Raw genomic sequence first — 21,766 nt, 5'->3', positions numbered from 1 at the left:
ACAGTTTAGGAGCACACCATGTGTGGCATCGTCGGCGTCGTTTCCCATCAACCTGTCAATCAATTGCTCTATGATGCATTGTTGCTCCTGCAACATCGCGGTCAGGACGCGGCAGGGATTGCGACCAATCACAGCAGTATGTTTTCCATGCACAAGGCCAACGGCCTCGTGCGTGACGTCTTCCGTACGCGCAACATGCGTTCGCTGCAAGGCACGACGGGCATCGGCCATTGCCGCTACCCGACGGCCGGTTCGTCGAGCGAAGAGGAAGCACAACCGTTCTATGTGAATGCGCCGTTCGGCATCACCCTGGCGCACAATGGCAACCTGACCAACTGGGAACAGTTGAAGCTGGAAATGTTCAAGAACGACCGCCGCCACATCAATACCGATTCCGACTCGGAAGTGCTGCTCAACGTGCTGGCGCATGAAATCCAGGAAGCGACGACGGGCCTGAACCTGGACCCGGAAGCCATCTTCAAGGCCGTTACCGTGCTGAACCGCCGCGTCAAGGGCGGTTACGCCGCCGTGGCGCAAATCGCCGGCGTGGGCTTGCTGGCCTTCCGCGATCCGCACGGCATCCGTCCGCTGTGCCTGGGCATCAATGAAACGGAGCAAGGTCCCGAATACTTGATCGCTTCCGAATCCGTGGCCCTGGAAGGCATGGGCTTCCGCTTCGTGCGCGATATCGGTCCCGGCGAAGCCGTGTTCATCGATGCCGACAAGAAATTGCACAGCGCCCAGTGCGCCGACAACGCCAGCCTGAACCCGTGCGTGTTCGAATTCGTCTACCTGGCCCGTCCCGACTCCGTCATCGACGGCGCCTCCGTGTACGCCACGCGCCTGAAAATGGGTGAATACCTGGCCGAAAAGATCCGTGCCGAGTTGCCAGGCGTGCATATCGACGTGGTCATGCCGATTCCCGATTCCTCGCGTCCGGCCGCCATCCAGCTGGCCATGGCGCTGAACATCGAGTACCGCGAAGGCTTCATCAAGAATCGCTACATCGGCCGCACCTTCATCATGCCGGGCCAGGCGGCGCGCAAGAAATCCGTGCGCCAGAAGCTCAACGCGATCCCGTCCGAGTTCAAGGACAAAGTCGTGCTGCTGGTCGACGATTCCATCGTGCGCGGCACCACCAGCCGTGAAATCGTGCAGATGGCGCGTGAAGCGGGCGCGACGAAAGTCATCTTCGCCTCGGCCGCGCCACCGGTGATCTACCCGAACGTGTACGGCATCGACATGCCGACGCGCGACGAACTGATCGCCTACGGCCGCACGACGGAAGAAGTGTGCCGCGAAATCACGGCCGACTACCTGGTCTACCAGGATATCGGCGCGCTGAAGCAGGCGATCGCTGACGTCAATCCGGCGCTCACCAACTTCGAGGCTTCGTGCTTCGATGGCGTCTACGTGACGGGCGACGTGTCGCAGGAATACCTGGACCGCCTGGAATATGCGCGCCACCATCCGAAGGCGGCAGCGCCCGAAGATACGCCACGTTCCCAGCTGAACCTGAACCTGGCGACGACAGAAGCATAAGTACCTGCCCGGCCGATGCCGGGCTTTTTTTCGGGGTCAGACCCGTCGGGGGAATGCGCGCCAGTGGTGCGCATTCCGATCCCGGAGGGACTGACCCCAGCATTTGCCTTGGGGTTACGCGGCAAATCGAATATTCGGAATTCTCACCATGACCACCAAAAAAACCTACGGCTTTACCACCACCATCCTGCATAACGACCGCCGCAAGGGTATCGAGCACGGCTCCCTGCACAAGCCCGTGCACACTTCCGTTGCTTTCGGTTACGCCGATGCGCGCCAGCTCGCTTCCGTGTTCCAGGGCAAGGAGCCGGGTTTCCGCTACGGCCGCCAGGGCAACCCGACCGTTTCCGCGCTGGAAGACAAGGTCAACAAGATGGAAGACGGCGTGGCGACCTTGTGCTTCGCCACCGGCATGGGCGCCATCGGCGCCGTGGTGCAATCCTTGCTGCGCGCCGGCGACCATGTCGTGTCGTCGGCCTTTTTGTTTGGCAACACCAACAGCCTGTGGCAAACGGTGACGGGGCAGGGTATCGCTGTGGCGTTTGTCGACGCCACCGATGTCGCCAATGTCGCGGCCGCCATCACGCCGGCCACGCGCATCGTCTTTGTGGAAACCATCGCCAATCCGCGCACGCAGATCGCCGACCTGAAAAAAATCGGTGACTTGTGCCGCGAGAAGGGCATTTTGTACATCGTCGACAACACTATGACGACGCCTTACCTGTTCCGCCCGAAAGCCGTGGGCGCGGGACTGGTGGTTAATGCCTTGACGAAATCGATTGGCGGCCACGGCAATGCCTTGGGCGGCAGCTTGACGGACACGGGCGTGTTCGACTGGACGCAGTATCCGAACATCTTCGAGAACTACAAGAAGGCGGCGCCGGCCCAGTGGGGTATCGCGCAAATCCGCGCCAAGGCCTTGCGCGACTTCGGCGCTTCGCTGGGACCGGAAGTGGCGCACCATATCGCCGTCGGCGCGGAAACCATGGCCTTGCGCATGGACCGCACTTGCTCGAACGCCCTGGCGCTGGCCACCATGCTTGCCGCCGACCCACGCGTGGCGGCCGTGCATTACCCGGGCTTGCCATCGCACCCGCAGCACGCGTTGGCGACGGACTTGTTCCGCAGCTATGGTTCGCTGTTCAGCTTTGAGCTGAAGGATGGCATCGACTGCTTCGATTTCCTCAATCGTTTGAATTTGGCTATTCCAGCGAGCAACCTCGGCGACACGCGCACCCTCGTCATTCCCGTCGCCCACACGATTTTCTATGAGATGGGTGCCGAGCGCCGCGCCAGCATGGGCATCGCCGAATCGCTGATCCGCGTGTCAGTCGGTATCGAGGATGAAGCAGACTTATTGGAAGATTTCAGCAACGCGCTGGATGCATAAGCAGCCGCGTATGTAAAAAGGGCCGCGACAGTGATGCTGTCGCGGCCCTTTTTTTTTGCACATAAAGTTTAATGCCAGCTGCGCATCAGTCCGACCGCCAAGCCTTCCAGTGCAAACTCGTCTTCCGGCGACACGGTGATCACCTTGAAGTCCGGGTTTTCCGGCAGCAGTTCGATGACGGAGCCCGTTTTCTTGTAGCGCTTGACGGTGACTTCGTCGCCGATGCGGGCGACGACGATCTGGCCGTTCTTGGCGCTGTCGACCTTTTTCACGGCCAATAAATCGCCATCCATGATGCCGGCGTCGCGCATGGACCAGCCGCGCACCTTCAGCAGGAAGTCGGGCTTGGCCGAGAACAGGGCCGGGTCGACGTTGTAGCTCGCTTCCAGGTTTTCCTGCGCCAGGATGGGCGAGCCTGCCGCCACCCGGCCGATCAGGGGCAGCGACATCAGCAGCGCTGCCGGCACTTTCGATGGCGCCGCTTCGGCGGCCGCGCCGATCAGGCGGATGCCGCGCGAGGTGCCGGGCGAAATCTCGATCGCCCCCTTGCGGGCCAGGGCCTGCAAATGCTCTTCGGCCGCGTTGGCCGATTTGAAACCCAGTTCATTGGCGATTTCGGCACGGGTGGGAGGAAAGCCCGTGTTTTCAATCGCGTCCTTGATCAGGTTCAGGATTTGTTCTTGTCGTGCTGTCAGCTTGATCATGAGCGGTGGGTGCATACTAAAATGCTGTCTATATGAACAGTCTGTATTTTTGTACAGTATCGTCCACTATGCAAGGGGATTTCCGTGTTTTCGGCGAATTTCGCAAGAAATAGTCGGCCATGGGCGGAAAGCACGCTGGCGCACGGTCTTTTCGGACGCTGATGGAAGGAATGATTGAAACGTTTGCAAAAGGCGGTTATAATCTTCGGCTGACCTTCCCACACCCGTCTTGACGCCGGGGTGGGCGATTATCAATCCGACCTGAAGGAGTTTGCATGCGTCATTATGAAATAGTCTTTATCGTCCATCCGGACCAAAGCGAGCAAGTGCCCGCGATGATCGAACGCTACAAAGCCAGCGTAACCACCCGCGGCGGTTCGGTTCACCGCGTGGAAGATTGGGGCCGCCGTCAAATGGCTTACTCGATCCAAAAGCTGCCTAAAGCACACTACATCTGCCTGAACATCGAATGCGACAACGAGACCCTGGTCGAGTTGGAAACAGCATTCAAATTCAATGATGCCGTGTTGCGTCACCTGACCGTTAAAATGAAGAAAGCTGAAACAGCTCCTTCGCCGATGATGAAATCGGTACAACGCGAAGACGCGGCCAAAAGCCACCGCACCGAAGCACCAGCAGCCGCTCCAGCCGCAGCAGCAGCTTAATTCTTGACCAGGATCGTGCGCTGAACCAGCTACAAGTCACCGCCATCATTGCCGAGCGCGAAATATTGCGCTATACCCCGGCAGGGCTGCCGATTGTGAATGCAGTATTGCAACACAGTTCGCAGCAGATGGAAGCAGGGATTGCCCGTTTGACCGAGTTTGATGTTGCCGCGCTAGCCGCTGGCGAAATCTCAGGCCGGTTCAGCCAGGCAAGCTTGGGCGGGGTGTATCAGTTCACGGGTTTCCTGGCCAGGAAGAGCCGCAACAGCAAGAGTTTGGTGTTTCACATCATTGATTTTAGTGCAGTCAATTCTGACTAGCGCATTTTAGATACAGGAGCCTGACATGGCATTCGGTAAAAAGTTCGACAAAAATAAGCTCAAGCTTAAAGAAAAACGCAAACAGCAAAACCCGTTGTTCAAACGCAAGAAGTTCTGCCGCTTCACCGCAGCTCACGTTGAGCAAGTCGACTACAAAGACGTCGACACGCTGAAAGACTTCGTCCAAGAAAACGGCAAGATCATGCCAGCACGCCTGACCGGTACCAAAGCGCACTACCAGCGCCAAGTTGACACCGCAATCAAGCGCGCTCGCTTCCTCGCGCTGCTGCCATACACCGATCTGCACCACGCTTAATCGGTCAGATATTCCTGGAGAAGAACTATGCAAATCATTCTGTTAGAAAAAGTTGTTAACGTCGGTAACCTCGGCGAAGTCGTCAAAGTCAAAGACGGTTACGCACGTAACTTCCTGATCCCGCAACGCCTGGCACGTCGTGCTACGGCAACCGCTGTGGCTGAATTCGAAGTCAAGCGCGCCGAACTGGAAAAAGCTGCTGCCGCCAAACTGGCCGCATCGCAAGCCCAGGGCGAAAAACTGAGCGGTCTGACCGTTCAAGTTGCTCAAAAAGCTGGTGTTGATGGCCGTCTGTTCGGTTCCGTCACCAACTTCGACATCGCTGAAGCGCTGACCAAGCAAGGTTTTGCTGTTGAAAAAGCACAAATCCGCATGCCTACCGGCCCGCTGAAGATCGTTGGCGAGCACAACGTTTCGGTTGCTCTGCACACCGACGTGGTCGTGGAAGTTGTTATCGCTGTCGTTCCAGACGCGAACGCGTAATTGTCTGCGGGCCTGGCCCGCAAGCATTGCCGCACTATGAAAAGCCGGGTTCGCCCGGCTTTTTTGTGGCCTTTTTTTCGCTCAATTTCAGCCCTTTATTTTTGCCAGCACGCCGAAGCGGGTATAATTCGCGCCATGAACGCCCCCTCTGATCCGCAACTGGATTCCCTCCGTATTCCGCCGCATTCGATCGAAGCAGAACAATCCGTTATCGGTGGTCTGCTGCGCGACAATGCCGCATATGACCGCATCGCCGACTTCATGCATGCGGAGGATTTCTATCGCTATGACCATCGCATCATCTTCGAGCAAATCGTCAAGATGGTTAACGCTTCCAAGCCAGCCGATGTCATTACTGTTTTTGAAACCCTGACCCAGCTCGGCAAGGCCGATGATGTGGGCGGACTCGCTTACCTGAACGCCATGGCGCAAAACACGCCATCGGCCGCGAACATCCGGCGCTACGCCGAGATCGTGCGCGACCGCGGCGTGCTGCGCAAACTCATCACCGTCGCCGACGATATCTCCGGCACGGCCTTCAGCCCGCAAGGCAAGGAAGTCAAGCAGATGCTTGACGAGGCCGAATCGAAGATTTTCGCCATCGCGGAAGAAGGCGCGCGCGGCGCCCAGGGCTGGACCGCCATCCAGCCCCTGCTGACGCAGGTGGTCGAGCGCATCGATGAGCTGTACAGCCGCGACAACCAGAGTGAAATCACGGGCGTGCCCACCGGTTTCATCGACCTCGACCGCATGACCTCCGGTCTGCAGCCGGGCGATCTGGTGATCGTGGCGGGCCGTCCATCGATGGGCAAGACGGCGTTTTCCGTCAATATCGGCGAAAACGTGGCCATCGACAGCGGCTTGCCCGTGGCCGTGTTCTCGATGGAGATGGGCGGCGCCCAGCTGGCCATGCGTATGCTCGGCTCCGTCGGACAGCTCGACCAGCACCGCCTGCGTACTGGCCGCCTGAACGACGAAGACTGGCCGCGCCTGACGAATGCGATCCAGAAGATGAACGACGCGCAGTTGTACATCGATGAAACGCCGGCGCTCAATTCCATCGAATTGCGCGCCCGCTCGCGCCGTCTGTCGCGTCAATGCGGCAAGCTGGGCCTGATCATCGTCGATTACTTGCAGCTGATGTCGGCCAATACGCCGGGCGACAACCGCGCCACGGAGATTTCCGAGATTTCGCGGGGCTTGAAAGGCCTGGCGAAAGAACTCGGTTGCCCCGTGATCGCGCTGTCCCAGCTGAACCGCTCACTGGAACAACGCCCGAACAAACGTCCTGTCATGTCCGACTTGCGCGAATCGGGCGCTATTGAGCAGGATGCCGACGTGATCCTGTTCATTTACCGCGACGAGGTGTATAACCCCGACTCGCCAGACAAGGGAACGGCCGAAATCATCATCGGTAAACAACGTAACGGTCCAATCGGCAGCATCCGCCTCACCTTCATGGGGCAGTACACCAAATTTGGCAATTACAGTGGTGGCCTGGCGCTTTACCAAGGCGACTAACACAGCAGCACTGATATTCCATTGGCCGCCCCCTCATACGGGGCGGCTTTCTGTAGTAAATAACACGACTCAATGCTTAACGGAGAATGACATGTTTGGACGCTTGATGCCCACTGAGGGCAAGTTTTTTGAATTGTTTAACCAGCACGCGGAACTGTGCGTCAAGGGCGCGAAAGAGATGCTCGGCCTGATGACCAATTTCGACGACCTGGAAAACCGCGTACATGCGATCGAAAGCATCGAGAAACAGGCGGACAAAGTCACCTACGCCACCGTGGAAATGCTGCACAAGACCTTCATCACGCCGATCGACCGCGATGACATCCACCAGCTGATCACGCGCCAGGACGACATCCTCGACCTGCTGGAAGATGCGGCGCAAACCGTCTCGCTGTACGACCTGAAAGCCGTCACGCCGGAAGCCAAGCGCCTGGCCGAACTGGTGCTGGCCTGTACCGAAAAAGTGCGCGACGCCGTCGCCATGCTGCACAACATGGACAACTCGCGCAAGATCGTCGCCATCTGCGAAGAGATCGACCGCCTGGAATCGGACGCCGACCACGTGATGCGCGCCGCCATGTCCAAGCTGTTCCGCGACGAGCCGGACGTGCGCAACCTGATCAAGCTGAAAGCGATCTACGAAATTCTGGAAACCGTGACCGACCGTTGCGAAGATGTGTCCAATATTATCGAAGGCATCATCGTCGAAAACGCGTAAGCGTTGGGCCTGTCCTGAACCAGAATCAGAAAAGAAACTACAATGACCATACAAATCAGCATCTACGTGCTAGGCCTGTTGATCGTCCTCGCGCTGCTGTTTGACTTCATGAACGGCTTCCATGATGCCGCCAACGCGATCGCCACGGTGGTCTCGACGGGCGTATTGAAACCGCAGACCGCGGTTGCCATGGCCGCCACGTTCAACTTCGTCGCCATCTTCGTGTTCCACCAGCTGACCGTGGCCGCCACGGTGGGCAAAGGAACCATCGATCCGGCCGTGATCGACCAGTACGTGATCTTCGGCGCGCTGATGGGCGCCATCTTCTGGAATTTGTTTACCTGGTACTACGGCATTCCTTCGTCGTCCTCGCACGCGCTGATCGGCGGCCTGGTGGGCGCCGCTGTCGCCAAGTCCGGCACGGGCGCGCTGGTCGCCGCCGGCCTGTGGAAAACCGTCGCCTTCATCGTCATCGCACCGGTACTGGGCTTCGTGTTCGGCTCCATCATGATGCTGCTCGTGTCGTGGATATTCGTGCGTTCGACGCCGCGCAAGGTCGACAAGTGGTTCCGCCGTTTGCAGCTGGTCTCGGCGGCCGCCTACAGCCTGGGCCACGGCGGCAACGATGCGCAAAAAACCATCGGCATCATCTGGATGCTGCTGATCGCCGCCGGTTATTCCAGCGCGGCCGATGCCATGCCGCCGATGTGGGTCATCATCTCGTGCTACACGGCCATCAGCTTCGGCACCCTGTTCGGCGGATGGCGCATCGTCAAGACCATGGGCCAGAAGATCACCAAGCTCAAACCGGTGGGCGGCTTCTGCGCCGAAACGGGCGGCGCGATCACCCTGTTCGTCTCGACGGCGCTGGGCATTCCCGTGTCGACCACGCACACCATCACGGGCGCCATCGTCGGCGTCGGCTCGTCGCAAAAAATGTCGGCCGTGCGCTGGGGCGTGGCGGGCAATATCGTCTGGGCCTGGATCTTCACGATTCCTGCGTCCGCGTTTGTTGCCGCAGTCGCCTGGTGGATTGGCCACCACATCATGTGATGGATAGCCAACGCCAGTAAAAAGGGAGCCTTGCGGCTCCCTTTTTTTATGCGCCGGCCAGTTCCACCGTCAGCCCCTCGCAGGCGAGGAACACCTGCAAGCCGGCCAGGCGGCTCGCATAGCGGCCCATCACGTCGGCAAACACGGCTTCGAGCTGCTCGTCGCTGCGGGTCGGTTCGTGGTGGGTGCAGTACAGGCGCCGCGCGCCGCAGCGCAGGGCCAGGTCGAAGGCGGCGTCGAAGGTGCCGTGGCCCCAGCCCTGCTTGCCCGGGTATTCCTCGCGCGTGTACGAACAGTCCATGATCAGCGCGTCGACGCCGGCGACCAGCGCGTCGATGCCGGCCTGGCGCTGCGCATTGCGCGCCGCGCAGGCCGCATGCTCGGCATGGCCGGGCGGATGCAGGTTGTAGAACGGTTCATGGTCGCCGCTGAAAAACAGCGCGGCGCCGCCGCAGTCGATGCGGTAGCCGAGGTTGACGACGGGGTGGTTCATTTCCGCGCCGCGCACGCGCGCGCCGCCCACTTCGACCGCTTCGCCGGGCGCCAGGGTGCGGTACTCGATGCAGGCCGCCATGGCCGCTTCGCTGACGGGAAAATAGCTGTTTTGCAGCTGCACCGCCATCACGTGCTCGATGCCGCGTCCGGCGGCCGCATCGTGGGCGCCGTGCAGGCGCATGCGGTTGCCAGCCACGAACAGGGGCGAAAACATGGGCAGGCCGTGGATGTGATCCCAGTGGCTGTGCGTGATGAAAACGTGCGCGTCGACGGGTTCGCCCGGCGGCAGGTGCTGCGCCAGCGAGAAGATGCCGCTGCCCGCATCGAGAATGATCAGGCTATCGTTGTCGGTGCGCACTTCGATGCACGTGGTGTTGCCGCCGTAGCGCGCCGTGCGCGGGCCGGGGGAGGGGATGGAGCCGCGCACGCCCCTGAACGTGAATTTCATTCAGTACCTTGTTACGGTGTAATTATTGTTGATTCTATTCTAATTAATAAGATTGGCGGCAACATTTATGCGTGTTGCGATACGGAAAGTTATTTCATTTTGTTGTAACTAAGTAATGTACAGTGCGCGGGACGGCCGTTACACTGGCGCTTGCCGGTTTCCCTTTTCTTTACCTGATTGCTACCAACATGCCTCAGTTGCACCCTGAGAAAATCGCCCACAGACTGGAGCAATTGACCGAACTCAGTGTCGCGCTCGGCCACGGCCTGGGCGGCGAGGGGCACGATATCGGCGCGCTGTTGCAGCGCATCGTGCTGCTGGCAAAAAGCATGAGCGGCGCCGATGGCGCGACCCTGTACCGGCCCGTGGCCGAGGGCCGCCAGCTGGCGTTCGACATCAGCGTCAACGACAGCCTGGGCATCGCGCAGGGCGCCGACATGGGCTTGCCGGGCGTGGCCCTGTACGACGCCGCCGGCCAGCCGAATCTGGCGTCGGTGGCCGCGTATGCGGCGAACCTGCGCCGCAGCGTGAATATCGCCGACGTCTACCGCGACGAGGGCTTCAATTTTTCCGGCATGCGCGAGTTCGACCGCCACCACGGCTACCACACGCAATCGATTTTGACGGTGCCCATGAGCGACCACGAGGGCGACCTGATCGGCGTGCTGCAGCTGGTCAATGCCAAGGATGGCGAGACGGGCCAGGTGCGCGCCTTTTCCTCGACCGATCAGCGCTTCATCGAGGCGCTGGCCGCGCAGGCGGGCGTGGCGCTGACGAATCAATTGCTGATCTCGCAGCTGGAAGAGCTGCTCGAGTCCCTGGTCACCCTGATCAATATCGGCATCGATGAAAAGTCGCCGTACACGGGCCGCCACTGCCAGTTCGTGCCCGAGCTGACGATGTTGCTGGCCGACGCCGCGCATGCGACGGACACCGGGCCGCTGGCCGATTTCCGGCTCAGCGACAACGAGCGCAAGCAGCTGTGGCTGGCCGGCCTGCTGCACGATTGCGGCAAGATCACCACGCCCGTGCATGTGGTCGACAAGGCCACCAAGCTGGAAACGATCTTCGACCGCATCGCCCTGATCGACACGCGCTACGAAGTGCTGCTGCGCGATGCCGAGATCGCGGCCCTGCGCCAGCAGGCGGCGCAGCCGCAGCAAACAGACGCCATCTCCCGCGCGCTGGAGCAGGAGCAAATGGCGCTGCGCGAAGAGCGCGATTTCATCCGCACGGTGAACGTCGGCGGCGAAAGCATGGCGCAGGCGGACCAGGAGCGCGTGCGGCAGATCGCCAGGCGCCGCTGGCGCGCGGCCGATGGCGAATTGCGCGATTTTCTCGATGCCGACGAGACGGAAAACCTGACCATCCGCGCCGGCACCCTGACGGCGGCCGAGCGGGCCATCGTCAACAACCATATCAGCGTGTCGATCCGCATGCTCGAAGCGCTGCCGTGGCCCAAGCACCTGCAAAAGGTGCCGGAATATGCGGGCGGCCACCACGAGCGCATGGATGGCAAGGGCTATCCGCGCGGGCTGACGAAAGAGCAGATGTCGGTGCCGGCGCGGTTGATGGCGATCGCCGATATTTTCGAGGCGCTGACGGCGCGCGACCGGCCCTACAAGAAGGGCAAGTCGCTGTCCGAATCGCTGCGCATCCTGGGTAACTTTAGCCTGAACGGGCATATCGACCCGGAGCTGTTCGACGTTTTCATCCGCAGCAAAGTCTATCTGACCTTCGCTGAAAAGCACATGCATCCGAGCCAGATCGATGCCGTCGACGAGGCGGCCATTCCGGGCTATATCCCTTGAAGCTGTCGCTGGCCTGGCGCAAGCATGGGGCGCGCTGCTTGCTGGGCATACTGCTGACGCTGGCGGCGGCCGTGCTGTGCCTGGCCGGCAACGACAACATCGCGCGCCTGGACGCCATGCTGGGCGACTGGCGCATGCGCGCGGAAAAGCCGCAGCTCGACCGCCGCATCGTCATCGTCGACATCGACGAGCAAAGCCTGGCCCGGGTGGGCCGTTTTCCCTGGAGCCGCGATATCCAGGCGCGCCTGGTGCGCCAGCTCACCGGCCATTACGGCGTGGCCGCACTGGGTTTTGACATTGCATTCCCCGAAGCCGACACCAGTTCCGGCTACGCCGTGCTGCAAGGCCTGGCGCAGGGTGAACTGGCGGGCGTGGCCGGCTTGCCGGCGCAGCTGGAAAAACTGCGCCCGGCCATGGATTACGACGGCCTGTTTGCCGAAGCCATGCGCGGCCAGCCCGTGGTGCTCGGCTACAGCGTCTCGGCGCAGCAAAGGAAGGGCGTGCTGCCCAAGCCGGCCTTCACCGTCGCCGACCTGAATGGCCGCACGGTGACGGCTTACGTGGCGCGCGGCTACGAAGCCAATATCGCGCCCCTGCAGGCGGCCGCGCAAGGCGCCGGCATCTTCACGGCGCTGACCGATGCCGACGGCGTCGTGCGTTCATCGACCCTGTTGCAGCGCATCGGCGACGGCTATTATCCTTCGCTGTCGCTCGCTACCGTCACCGTCTACCTGCAGGCGCGCGCCATCGCTCCCCGTTTCACGGGCACGGCCGATACACTGTCGGCGCGCGAACTGGCCAGTGGCGGCCTCGAACACATCATGCTGTTTACGCCGCGCGGCGCGCTGGCGATCCCCGTCGGCGAAGCCTTGACGACGACGGTGCAGTACCGCGGCGCGGGCGGCCCCGATGGCGGCGCCTTCCGCTATGTCTCGGCGTCCGACGTGCTGGCCGGCACGGTGCCCCCCGCGCTGCTGAAGGGCGCCATTGTGCTGGTGGGCACCACGGCGCCCGGCTTGAACGATATCCGCGCCACGCCCGTGAATGCCGAATATCCGGGGGTGGAAGTGCACGCCAACCTGATCAAGTCCATGCTGGATGGACGCTTCAAGGCGCGGCCCGACTATGCGCTGGCATTGGAGTTGGTGCAGATCGTGCTGTTTGGCCTGCTGCTGGCGGGCGCCCTGGCCGTGCTACCGCCAGCTGGCGTGATGCTGGCGACTCTGGGCGCGCTGGCGGCCGCCATCGGCATCAACCTGTACCTGTACACCGCGCACGACCTGGTGCTGGGCGGCGCCGTGCTGCTGTTGCTGATCGCGGCGCTGTTCATCGCCAACCTGGCGTGGGGTTACTTTTTCGAGGTGCGCAAGGGGCGCGCGCTGGTGGCCCGTTTCGGCGAATACGTGGCGCCCGAGCTGGTGGCCGAGATGGCCGACGATCCGCAGCGCTACACCATGGAGGGCGAGAACCGCGAACTGACGGTGCTGTTTGCCGACGTGCGCGGTTTCACGGCCATTTCCGAACAGCTGGCGCCGGCCGCGCTGCGCGAATACATCAACGCCTACCTGACGGCCATGTCGGAAGATATCCGCGACAGCCATGGCGGCACCCTGGACAAATACATCGGCGATGCCGTGATGGCGTTCTGGGGCGCGCCCGTCGCCTTTGATGATCACGCCAGCCGGGCCGTGGCCAGCGCCCTGCTGATGCAGGCCAGCGCGGTGCGGCTGCACCAGCAGTTTTGCGCGCGCGGCTGGCCGGCGCTGCGCATCGGCATCGGTCTCAATACGGGGCCCATGCATGTGGGCGACATGGGCTCGCGCATTCGCCGCGCCTATACCGTCATGGGCGACAGCGTCAACCTGGCCGCGCGCCTGGAAGGCGCCAGCAAGCTGTATGGCGTGGGCATCGTGGTGGGCCCGGCCACGCGCGCCGCCGCGCCGGATTTCCTGTACCGCGAACTCGATCGCATACGCGTGCTGGGCAAGCAGGAAGCGGTGGCCATCTTCGAGCCGCGCTGCCTGCTGGCCGGCGCCCCCGCCGCCGAACTGGCGCAGCTGGAACGCTGGCACGCCGTGCTGGCACGTCTGCGCGCGCGGGACTGGGCGGCGGCCGGCGCGCAGCTGGCCCGTTTGCAGGCGGACTTTCCCGATGATGGCTTGTACCGGCTGTACGCGGTACGCCTGAAGCAGTACCGCGACGCGCCACCGCCGGCCGACTGGGATGGCGTGACGGAATTGCACAGCAAGTAAGGCTGGCAGCGCGCCGGAAAATGCTAGCGATTGCGGCATTTTTATCCTGCTGCGCGCATGGTTTGTTGCGCTGCGATGAAAATCGCGGAGAAATGTTAGAAATTTCTGACTGGAAACTAAAAGCCGTCTAAAATTTGTCTTCAATCCATTGCCGGACAGGCAGGCGCCTGCGGGCCGCGCGCTTGTCCGGTTACACAAGAAATCCTTCACATGACATATCGTTTGGTGCACCTGCTTGCGGGTTCCGCGCTGCTGTTCGCCGTCGGCGCCGCCGGCGCTGCCGTTTCCGTGGATGAGGCCGTTCCTGCCACGCAGGACGACGGCGTGCCGCGCTTCGAGATCCGCCGCTTCGACGTCCAGGGCAATACCTTGCTCACCTCCGCGCAGGTGGACGCCCTGCTGGCGCCCTTTACAGGAGCGCAGCGCGATTTTTCCGACATCGCCCGCGCCGTCGAGGCGCTGGAAGCGGCTTACCGCGAGCGTGGTTACAGCGCCGTGCAGGTGCAATTGCCCGAACAGGAACTGGAACGGGGCGTGGTGCGCCTGAGCGTGCTGCAAACGCCGCTGGGCAAGCTCGCCATCAGCGGCAATGCCTGGGTCGACGAGGCCAACGTGCGGCGCGCCTTGCCGTCCCTGCGCGAAGGCGAGACGCCGAACGTGCCGGCCCTGTCGCAAAGCCTGAAGCTGGCCAATGAAAACCCCGCGCGCAAGATCGAAGTGCGCCTGCAGGCCGACGAGCCGGCCGGCGCCATCGACGCCATCGTCACGGTGACCGATGAAAAGCCGTGGAAAGCCATGCTCAATGTGGACAATACGGGCAATGCGCAAACGGGCAAGACGCACGTGGGCGTGGTGCTGCAGCATGCCAACCTGTTTGGCCGCGATCACGTGGCCAGCCTGCAATACACGAGCAGCCTGGAAAAGCCGGACAAGGTGGGCGTGTATGGCGCCGGCTACCACTTGCCGCTGTATGCGCTGGGCGACTCGATGGATTTTTTCGCCAGCTATTCGAACGTCGATTCGGGCAGCGTCTCGGCCGGCATTGTCGACCTGGCCGTCAGCGGCCAGGGCAGCATGGCCGGCATCCGCTACAACCAGAACTTTGCCCGCAGCGGCGATTTCGAACCCAAGCTCGTGTACGGCGTCGACTACAAGGCCTACCGCAACAGCGTGCAATTGTTCGGCATGGAGCTGGGCGCCGACGTCACCGTGCATCCGCTCAGCGTCAGCTACATCGGCAACTGGACCTTGCCGACGGGCGAGACCAGCGTGGCGGTCACCTTCGCGCATAACATTCCCGGTGGCAAGCACGGCGCGCAAGCCGATTTCGACCGGGTGCGCGCACACGCCAAGGCCGCCTACAACACCTTGCGCCTGAGCGCCAGCACGGGACGCGTGCTGGCCGGCGACTGGCAATGGCGCGCGCTCGTCAACGCGCAAGTCACGCCGGATGCGCTGGTGCCTGGCGAACAGTTCGGCGCCGGCGGCGCTTCGTCCGTACGCGGTTTTGCCGAGCGCGAGGTATCGAACGATTCGGGCGCCAACCTGAACCTGGAACTGTACACGCCGAACTGGTGCGGCCAGGCGCTCGGCTACCAATGCCGCGCGCTGGCTTTCTATGACACGGCATGGCTGCGCCGCAACCATGGGCTGCCCGGCGAAAGCGCCTCGCAGGCCATCGGCAGCGCCGGGCTCGGCCTGCGTTTGCTGCTGAGCCGTTACGCCAATTTGCAACTCGATTACGCCCACGTCGTCAATGGCGGCGACACAGGACAGCGCGATGCCAACCGCCTGCATTTCCGCCTCGCCTTGGCCTACTAGTATCAGGATGAACACCATGCACAACCATGTCCAGCACGCCTCTGTTTTCATCCTGACGCCACCGTTTGCACCACCCCTGCGCCGCACGGCACTGGCACTGCTGCTGGCGGGCTGCTTCGGCGCGGCGCAGGCCAACCCCGCCTTGCCGCAGGTGGTCAACGGACAGGCCACGTTCAACCAGCAGGGCAACATCTTCTCGATCACGAACACGCCCAACACCATCATCAACTGGCAGAGCTTTTCCATCCATGCGGGCGAAATCACGCGCTTCATCCAGCAAAACGGCAATAGCGCCGTACTCAACCGCATCACGGGACAAGACCCCAGCAAGATCCTGGGCAGCCTGGAATCGAACGGCAAGGTCTTCCTGATCAACCCGAACGGCATCGTCTTCGGCCAGGGTGCGCGCGTCGATGTGAACGGGCTGGTGGCGTCCAGCCTGGGCATGACGAACGAGGATTTCCTGGCCGGCAAGCGCCAGTTTACGGCTGGCGGCGTGGCCGGCGGCGTCGGCAATGCGGGCACCATCAACGCGGGCAAGGGCGGGCAAGTGCTCCTGATCGCGCCGAACGTGGAAAACACGGGCATCATCACGGCGCCGAACGGTGAAGTGATCCTGGCGGCCGGGCGCAGCGTGCAGCTGGCCGACCCCGGCAATCCGCAATTGCGCGTGCTCGTTTCGGCACCGACCGACCAGGCCCTGAACCTGGGCCAGATCATCGCCCAGGGCGGCAGCATCGGCATGGCCGGCGCACTGCTCAGCCAGCGCGGCGTGCTCAACGCCAACAGCGCCGTCGTCGGCGACAATGGCAGGATCGTCCTCAAGGCCAGCGGCAAGACGCTGCTCGAGGCGGGCAGCGTCACCAGCGCCACGGGCGCGGCTGGCACGGGCGGCCAGATTCACGTGCTGGGCGAGCAGGTGGGTTTGCTTGGCAATGCGAAGGTCGATGCCAGCGGCGCGGCGGGCGGCGGCACGGTCTTGCTGGGCGGCGACTACCAGGGCAAGAACGCGGCCGTGCAGAATGCACGCCAGGTACTCGTCGGCAAGGAGGCCAGCGTCCGTGCCGATGCGATCGTCAGCGGCAACGGCGGCAAGGTCATCGTCTGGGGCAATGAATCGGCCCAGGTGCACGGCAGCATTTCCGCGCGCGGCGGCGCCCAGGGCGGCGACGGCGGCTTCGTGGAAACCTCGGGCCACTACCTGGCCGTCGACGGCATCCGCGTCGATACCAGCGCGGCGCGCGGCAAGCGCGGCAACTGGCTGCTCGATCCTTACGATATCACCGTGGTCGCCGGTTCGGACGGCGAACTGAGCGACGTCGACCAGTTCGCCGACTCTCCGTCCAGCGGCAACACCAATCTCGGCGCCGACCTGATTTCTGGCGCCAGCAGCAACGTCACCTTGCAGGCCAAGCATCGCATCAACTTCAACAGCGACATCAATATCACGCAGCAAGGCGTGGGCCTGACGGCACAGGCGGGCGAAGCGATCAACGTCAACTCATCCATCACCACCAATGGCGGCGCCGTCAGACTGTTGGCCAATGATGCCAGCAGCGGCAGCGTCGGCGGCGCCGGCTCGCATGTGAATCTGGCCGCGCCGATCACCAGCAATGGCGGTAGCGTTTATCTTTCCGGGGCCAGCGTGAGCGGCGCCGGCGTGGTCAATGTCGGCAGCGGCCATCTGAGCCTGATCAGCAATGTCCAGGGCGGTGCTGTTGACCTGACCGGTAGCGGAGATCAGTTGCTGGGCAGCGGAGCCGCCGACCAGACGGTGATCTTGCAGGCAGATAATATCGGCATTAACGGCAAGGTCAACTTCGGCGGCACGACGGGCGGCGCAAAGGTGATCATCAAGCCCCTGAACAGTGCGCGCAGCATCGACCTGGGCACCAAATCGGGCACGGCCCTCAGCTTGGACGCGATTGAACTGGCTGGCATCTCGGCCGCATCGCTGACCATCGGCGACGGCACGAACACGGGCGGCATGCGGATATCGGATGCGCTCGCGAGGACCGGCGATCTGCACCTCAATTCAGGTTCCGCCATCACGGCCACGAGCGCCGTGACGGTGGACGGCAGCTTTGTGCTCGACGGCGGCGCCTGGGTGCAAAACGCGGCTGTTCTGTCGGGGTTCGGCGCCCGAAGCTTTGCCATCGGCAGCGGCGCCAGTTTCCTGCGCGCGTCCGGCGGCGACGGCGGCGCGTCCTCGCCTTATCTGATCGCCGATATCTACGGCTTGCAAGGCATCGGCAGCCTGGGACTCGGCAACAGCTATCGCCTGGCTAGCAGTATCGACGCCAGCAGCACGGTGAACTGGAATGGCGGCAAGGGCTTTATTCCCATCGCTGGTGGTGGCGCGGCCTATTCCGGCATATTCGATGGCGCCGGCTTAGCCATCAGCAACTTGATCATCGATGGCGGCACATACGATACACCCGTGGGGCTGTTTGGCAGCTTGCAGGGCGGCACCGTGCGCAACCTGAACCTGAACGGTGGCAGCGTTTCAGGCGTGGCAAACGTGGGCGCGCTGGTGGGCAATGTGCTCAGCGGTACGATCGACAATGTCAGCAGCAGCGCCAGCGTCAGTGGCGGGCGCAATGTGGGTGGCCTGGTGGGCAATAACGAAGGGGCGATCGCCCAGTCGTACGTCACGGGCGCCGTGCGCGGTGCGGCGAATATCGGCGGCTTGGTAGGACGCAACGGCGGCAGCATCAGCAATGCCTATGCCACTGGCGCCGTCGGTGCTGCCGCCAACAGCGATCCCGCCGCCTCCCATGAAAACCTGGGCGGCCTGATCGGCTGGAGCGTGACCGGCAGTAGCGCCAGCCACGTCTACAGCAGCGGCGCCGTGGCCGGTAGCGGCTTTGCCGGCGGCACGGTGGGCGGCCTGGTGGGCCGGGCCGATGCGGGCGCTGGCGTGGCATATGGTTTCTGGAACTATGAAACGGCCGGCACCATGCTGGACCAGGGCGGCGCCACGGGCCGCACCACGGCGCAGATGCGGCAGCAGGGCAGTTTTAACGATTACAATTTCAACGGCGTCTGGCGCATTTATGACGGTTATACGACGCCGATGTTGAAAGCCTTTTTGAAGCCGCTGCAAGTGACCGTGACGGCCGATGCCAGCAAGGTCTACGATGGCCAGCTGGCCAGCTTCCTCGGCAGCCTGAGCTATTCGGGCCTGCTCGATGGCGATACGGGCGCGAATGGCAGCCTCGGCTACGGCAACGCGCGCAATGTCGGCAGCTATGCGCTGACGGGTCTGTGGTCGACCAAGTACGACATCAGCCTGGACGGCAGCACCACCCTGGCCATCACGCCGCGTATGCTGACGGTCAGCATTGGCGGCGGCAAGGTCTACGATGGCCAGCTGGGTTTTGGCGGCGCCACTTTTACCTTGGGAAATGTGGTCAATGGCGACAGCGTCAGCGCGCAAGGCACGGCCGTGTTTACCGACAAGAACGCGGGTAGCGGCAAGGTCGTCAACGCCAGCGGTATCAGCTTGTCGGGCAATGAACTGGGCAACTACAGCGTGGCGGCCGACGCCAGCGGCCTGGCCGGCATCAGCCGCGCCGTGCTGAATGCGGGCGCCTTCAGCGCCGCCAGCAAGGCATATGACGGCAATGCCAGTGCCAGCCTCAGCGCCCTGTTCGAAGGCCTGATCGGCAACGACCAGGTGGCCTTGTCCGGCGCCGTGGCCAGTTTCAGCGACAAGAATGCGGGCAAGGGCAAGAACGTCAATTACCGCTTTGACAGCGGCAATCTGCAGGGCGCCGACGCGGGCAACTACGTGCTGACCAGCGGCAGCGGCAGCACCACGGCCGACATCACGCCGCGCGCCCTCAACGTGCAATTTAACGGCGTCAACAAGACCTATGACGGCACGACGGGCGCTGCGCTGAGTTTGGGCGACGACCGGGTCGTCGGCGACCGCCTGGACCTGTCGGCCCTGGCTAGCTTCAGCGACAAGAATGCGGGTGCGGGCAAGACGGTGTTCGTGACGAACCTGGGCCTGGGCGGCGCCGATGCGGGCAACTATGTGCTGACGTCCGCAGGCGGCACGGCGCAGGCATCGATTGCGCAAAAGCAATTGTCGACCTGGGTCGGCAGCGGCAGCGGCTTGTGGAGCGATGCGGCCAACTGGGACGGCGGCGTGGTGCCGGAAGGCGCGAACGTGCTGGCCGTCGACTTTAGCAACAGCAAGGGCATCGTCACGTACAGCGCGGCGGCTGGCAACACCATCCTGAAAAACCTGAATTTGGCGACGGGCTTGCTGTTGACGGGCGGCAGCCTGACCCTCGGCGAGAATGTGCCGGACCGTTCCTTGCTGGGCAGCCTGGAAGTCAATGGCGGCAGCTTGCTGCTGAACGGCAGCCTGTCGGCGGACCGTTACGCGCAAGGCGGCGGCGTGCTGAGCGGCAACGGCAACTTGCTCGTCGCCAATAGCTTCAATCAGGCGGCCGGCGCCATCCGCCTGGCGGGCCAGCTGGCCATCACGCAAGCGGCTGGCGATCTGCGCTTCGCCAGTCTGGCGGCGAATGATGTGACATTGAGCACCCTGAACGGCGCCATCGGCCAGGATGGCGCCTTGCTCGCCGGCAGCGTCACTGCGCAGGCGCGCGACGGCATTGTGCTGGGCCATGCGGGCAACCAGCTAAGCAGTTTTACCGCAAGCAATAGCGCAGGGGGCGGCATTACGCTGAACAATACTTCGGCGCCGGGCACCCTGACCCTGGGAACCCTCGTCACTGGCGCGGGCAATATCGCCATCGACAATACGGGCGGCGTCGCGGTTGGCAATATCAATGCGAATGGCGGCAACGTCAGCGTGACGGCGCACAGCCCCGTCACCGTCAACGGCAGGATCGCGGGCAACGATATTGCGCTCGATGCCAGCACGGATGTGGTGCTGGGTGATGGCGCGCAACTGGCGGCGGTGCGCAATGTCAGCATGACGGCGGGCCGCGACATCAATGTCGGCGGCAATGCGCAGATCGCTGGCGGCGGCAATGTCAGCGCCAGCGCGGGCGCGAATGTGCGTTTTGCTGACACTGCCAGCGTCACCTTGCCGGCAGCGGCCAGCATGAGCGTGCTGGCGAAAACGGGCAGCATCACGGGAGGCTCGGGCGTGCGCATCAACCGCCAGCGTGCCAACGTCAGCTTGCTGGCGCCGAATGGCACGGTGAGCATGGCGGACACCATCTTCCTGCCAGCGACCACCATCGACAAGCCCGCGATCGACGCCGCCACGAGCGCGGCCATTGATGATGCCTTGCGCATCATCAAGCAAGCCGATCGTGCCAACGATACGCTCGTGTCCGCGCCGCAAGCCAAGCCGGACGACAAGAAGAAAGACAGCAAGGATGTTGCCGAAGCCAAAGATAAACCCACAGGATACAAACTCGATGATGCCGCTAAAAAAATGTACTGCAATTAAGGCCTTGCTGTGGCTGGCCCTGACGTGCGTGGGTGCGCACGCCTGGGCCGGACAGGTGGCCGGTACCGTCATGCAACTGAGTGGTCCGCTGATGGCCAAGAAGATGGACGGCAAGGTGAAAATCCTGGCCATCAAGTCCGAGGTCGAGCAGGGCGATACCTTGCTGACGGAAAAGGACACCTATGCCTTGATCAAGCTGATCGACAATAGCGAAATCACGCTGAAGCCGAATACCAGTTTCGTGATCGAGCAATTCAGCTACACGGCCGAGCAGCCCGATGGCGACCATGCCATCTTCAGCTTGCTCAAGGGAGGCTTGCGCTCCGTCACGGGCCTGCTGGGCAAGCGCAACAAGGAGCGCTTCGAAATGAAGACGCCGGCCGCCACCATTGGCATCCGCGGCACGACGTTTATTGCCAGCTATGTCGCTCCTTCCGCAATACCGTTGCCAACGGCGGCGCCATCGGCAGGACCAGGCCTGGCTCCCGGCCTGTATGTGCACGTGCTTGAGGGCCTGATTCAGGTGAGCAATCCGGCTGGCGCGCAAAGCTTTGCCCCTGGCCAGTTTGGCTTTACACCCAACTTCAGGCAGCCGCCTGTGTTGTTGCCCGTCAATCCAGGCCTGCCGTTCACGCTGCCGCCGGCCTTTTTGCCATCGCCCTCAAGCGGCGGCGCTCCGGCCGGCGGCACCAAGGCGGCCGCCATCGACTGCGTGGTGCGCTAAGTCTTCAAGCAAGCTCTGCACACCGTGCAAATAGGGCTTGACCTTCCCATCATGGGATAGCAG

At 62.6% G+C, this 21,766-nt stretch carries 16 protein-coding genes; 14 read left to right on the top strand and 2 right to left on the bottom strand.

Translation table 11 applies throughout. The features are described from left to right. Nucleotides 1–18 precede the first annotated feature (18 nt). On the top strand, nucleotides 19–1,542 hold the full coding sequence (gene purF, locus KO539_RS03505; protein WP_034750508.1) for an amidophosphoribosyltransferase: 1,524 nt from the start codon (nucleotides 19–21) through the stop codon (nucleotides 1,540–1,542). Between the two features lie 148 nt (nucleotides 1,543–1,690). Beyond that, on the top strand, nucleotides 1,691–2,932 hold the full coding sequence (locus KO539_RS03500; protein ID WP_219307338.1) for a cystathionine gamma-synthase family protein: 1,242 nt from the start codon (nucleotides 1,691–1,693) through the stop codon (nucleotides 2,930–2,932). 68 nt (nucleotides 2,933–3,000) lie between these two features. Here the strand turns inward: KO539_RS03500 and lexA are convergent, their stop codons facing one another. Continuing rightward, nucleotides 3,001–3,636: a transcriptional repressor LexA gene (gene lexA, locus KO539_RS03495; RefSeq protein ID WP_035821024.1), complete on the bottom strand. Its 636-nt coding sequence runs from the start codon at nucleotides 3,634–3,636 to the stop codon at nucleotides 3,001–3,003. 275 nt (nucleotides 3,637–3,911) lie between these two features. On the opposite strand from lexA, the gene rpsF reads away from it, so the two are divergent. The 7 genes from rpsF to KO539_RS03460 all read left to right on the top strand — a co-directional run bounded on the left by rpsF (nucleotide 3,912) and on the right by KO539_RS03460 (nucleotide 8,712). Beyond that, complete coding sequence (gene rpsF, locus KO539_RS03490) at nucleotides 3,912–4,301, top strand: 30S ribosomal protein S6 (RefSeq protein WP_034750499.1); 390 nt, start codon at nucleotides 3,912–3,914, stop codon at nucleotides 4,299–4,301. A gap of 20 nt (nucleotides 4,302–4,321) precedes the next feature. After that, nucleotides 4,322–4,621 (top strand): primosomal replication protein N, encoded by a 300-nt coding sequence (gene priB, locus KO539_RS03485; protein ID WP_034783455.1) that lies wholly within the window; start codon nucleotides 4,322–4,324, stop codon nucleotides 4,619–4,621. A 25-nt stretch (nucleotides 4,622–4,646) separates the two neighbouring features. After that, nucleotides 4,647–4,937: a 30S ribosomal protein S18 gene (gene rpsR, locus KO539_RS03480; protein WP_010400024.1), complete on the top strand. Its 291-nt coding sequence runs from the start codon at nucleotides 4,647–4,649 to the stop codon at nucleotides 4,935–4,937. Between the two features lie 27 nt (nucleotides 4,938–4,964). Further along, nucleotides 4,965–5,420: a 50S ribosomal protein L9 gene (gene rplI / locus KO539_RS03475; protein WP_034783456.1), complete on the top strand. Its 456-nt coding sequence runs from the start codon at nucleotides 4,965–4,967 to the stop codon at nucleotides 5,418–5,420. Between the two features lie 135 nt (nucleotides 5,421–5,555). Continuing rightward, nucleotides 5,556–6,941 carry a replicative DNA helicase gene (locus tag KO539_RS03470; RefSeq protein ID WP_034750488.1) on the top strand — a complete coding sequence of 462 codons (1,386 nt, stop codon included), beginning with the start codon at nucleotides 5,556–5,558 and terminating at the stop codon, nucleotides 6,939–6,941. Nucleotides 6,942–7,032: 91 nt separating this feature from the next. Then, nucleotides 7,033–7,659: a DUF47 domain-containing protein gene (locus tag KO539_RS03465; RefSeq protein WP_010400015.1), complete on the top strand. Its 627-nt coding sequence runs from the start codon at nucleotides 7,033–7,035 to the stop codon at nucleotides 7,657–7,659. Nucleotides 7,660–7,701: 42 nt separating this feature from the next. Further along, the gene (locus tag KO539_RS03460) at nucleotides 7,702–8,712 is read left to right on the top strand and encodes an inorganic phosphate transporter (RefSeq protein WP_034783457.1); all 1,011 of its coding nucleotides are present in this window, start codon (nucleotides 7,702–7,704) and stop codon (nucleotides 8,710–8,712) included. Nucleotides 8,713–8,758: 46 nt separating this feature from the next. Here the strand turns inward: KO539_RS03460 and KO539_RS03455 are convergent, their stop codons facing one another. Further along, a complete protein-coding gene (locus tag KO539_RS03455; RefSeq protein ID WP_099403659.1) occupies nucleotides 8,759–9,655 on the bottom strand; it encodes an MBL fold metallo-hydrolase in 897 nt (298 codons plus the stop codon). Between the two features lie 188 nt (nucleotides 9,656–9,843). On the opposite strand from KO539_RS03455, the gene KO539_RS03450 reads away from it, so the two are divergent. From KO539_RS03450 to KO539_RS03430, 5 genes are all read left to right on the top strand, one after another. Then, nucleotides 9,844–11,466 (top strand): HD family phosphohydrolase, encoded by a 1,623-nt coding sequence (locus tag KO539_RS03450; protein WP_219307336.1) that lies wholly within the window; start codon nucleotides 9,844–9,846, stop codon nucleotides 11,464–11,466. Then, nucleotides 11,463–13,718 carry a CHASE2 domain-containing protein gene (locus tag KO539_RS03445; RefSeq protein WP_257626093.1) on the top strand — a complete coding sequence of 752 codons (2,256 nt, stop codon included), beginning with the start codon at nucleotides 11,463–11,465 and terminating at the stop codon, nucleotides 13,716–13,718. Before KO539_RS03450 ends, KO539_RS03445 begins: the two co-directional genes overlap by 4 nt. A gap of 210 nt (nucleotides 13,719–13,928) precedes the next feature. Next, entirely contained in the window at nucleotides 13,929–15,539 is a 1,611-nt protein-coding gene (locus KO539_RS03440; protein ID WP_219307334.1) for a ShlB/FhaC/HecB family hemolysin secretion/activation protein, read from the top strand. Between the two features lie 16 nt (nucleotides 15,540–15,555). Next, nucleotides 15,556–20,979 (top strand): YDG domain-containing protein, encoded by a 5,424-nt coding sequence (locus KO539_RS03435; RefSeq protein WP_219307333.1) that lies wholly within the window; start codon nucleotides 15,556–15,558, stop codon nucleotides 20,977–20,979. Next, the gene (locus tag KO539_RS03430) at nucleotides 20,948–21,703 is read left to right on the top strand and encodes a FecR family protein (protein ID WP_257626092.1); all 756 of its coding nucleotides are present in this window, start codon (nucleotides 20,948–20,950) and stop codon (nucleotides 21,701–21,703) included. Before KO539_RS03435 ends, KO539_RS03430 begins: the two co-directional genes overlap by 32 nt. The last annotated feature ends 63 nt before the right edge of the window (nucleotides 21,704–21,766 follow it).

The sequence above is a fragment of the Janthinobacterium sp. NKUCC06_STL genome, from assembly GCF_019345455.1.
Classification (GTDB): domain Bacteria; phylum Pseudomonadota; class Gammaproteobacteria; order Burkholderiales; family Burkholderiaceae_D; genus Janthinobacterium; species Janthinobacterium rivuli.
This window is presented reverse-complemented; position numbering and strand designations above follow the sequence as displayed.

What these genes read in the sequence shown, in the direction of transcription:
- purF (WP_034750508.1), top strand. Translation starts at nt 19, where the DNA reads ATGTGTGGCATCGTCGGCGTCGTTTCCCATCAACCTGTCAATCAATTG.
- KO539_RS03500 (WP_219307338.1), top strand. Translation starts at nt 1,691, where the DNA reads ATGACCACCAAAAAAACCTACGGCTTTACCACCACCATCCTGCATAAC.
- lexA (WP_035821024.1), bottom strand. Translation starts at nt 3,636, where the DNA reads ATGATCAAGCTGACAGCACGACAAGAACAAATCCTGAACCTGATCAAG.
- rpsF (WP_034750499.1), top strand. Translation starts at nt 3,912, where the DNA reads ATGCGTCATTATGAAATAGTCTTTATCGTCCATCCGGACCAAAGCGAG.
- rpsR (WP_010400024.1), top strand. Translation starts at nt 4,647, where the DNA reads ATGGCATTCGGTAAAAAGTTCGACAAAAATAAGCTCAAGCTTAAAGAA.
- rplI (WP_034783456.1), top strand. Translation starts at nt 4,965, where the DNA reads ATGCAAATCATTCTGTTAGAAAAAGTTGTTAACGTCGGTAACCTCGGC.
- KO539_RS03470 (WP_034750488.1), top strand. Translation starts at nt 5,556, where the DNA reads ATGAACGCCCCCTCTGATCCGCAACTGGATTCCCTCCGTATTCCGCCG.
- KO539_RS03465 (WP_010400015.1), top strand. Translation starts at nt 7,033, where the DNA reads ATGTTTGGACGCTTGATGCCCACTGAGGGCAAGTTTTTTGAATTGTTT.
- KO539_RS03460 (WP_034783457.1), top strand. Translation starts at nt 7,702, where the DNA reads ATGACCATACAAATCAGCATCTACGTGCTAGGCCTGTTGATCGTCCTC.
- KO539_RS03455 (WP_099403659.1), bottom strand. Translation starts at nt 9,655, where the DNA reads ATGAAATTCACGTTCAGGGGCGTGCGCGGCTCCATCCCCTCCCCCGGC.
- KO539_RS03450 (WP_219307336.1), top strand. Translation starts at nt 9,844, where the DNA reads ATGCCTCAGTTGCACCCTGAGAAAATCGCCCACAGACTGGAGCAATTG.
- KO539_RS03440 (WP_219307334.1), top strand. Translation starts at nt 13,929, where the DNA reads ATGACATATCGTTTGGTGCACCTGCTTGCGGGTTCCGCGCTGCTGTTC.
- KO539_RS03435 (WP_219307333.1), top strand. Translation starts at nt 15,556, where the DNA reads ATGCACAACCATGTCCAGCACGCCTCTGTTTTCATCCTGACGCCACCG.
- KO539_RS03430 (WP_257626092.1), top strand. Translation starts at nt 20,948, where the DNA reads ATGATGCCGCTAAAAAAATGTACTGCAATTAAGGCCTTGCTGTGGCTG.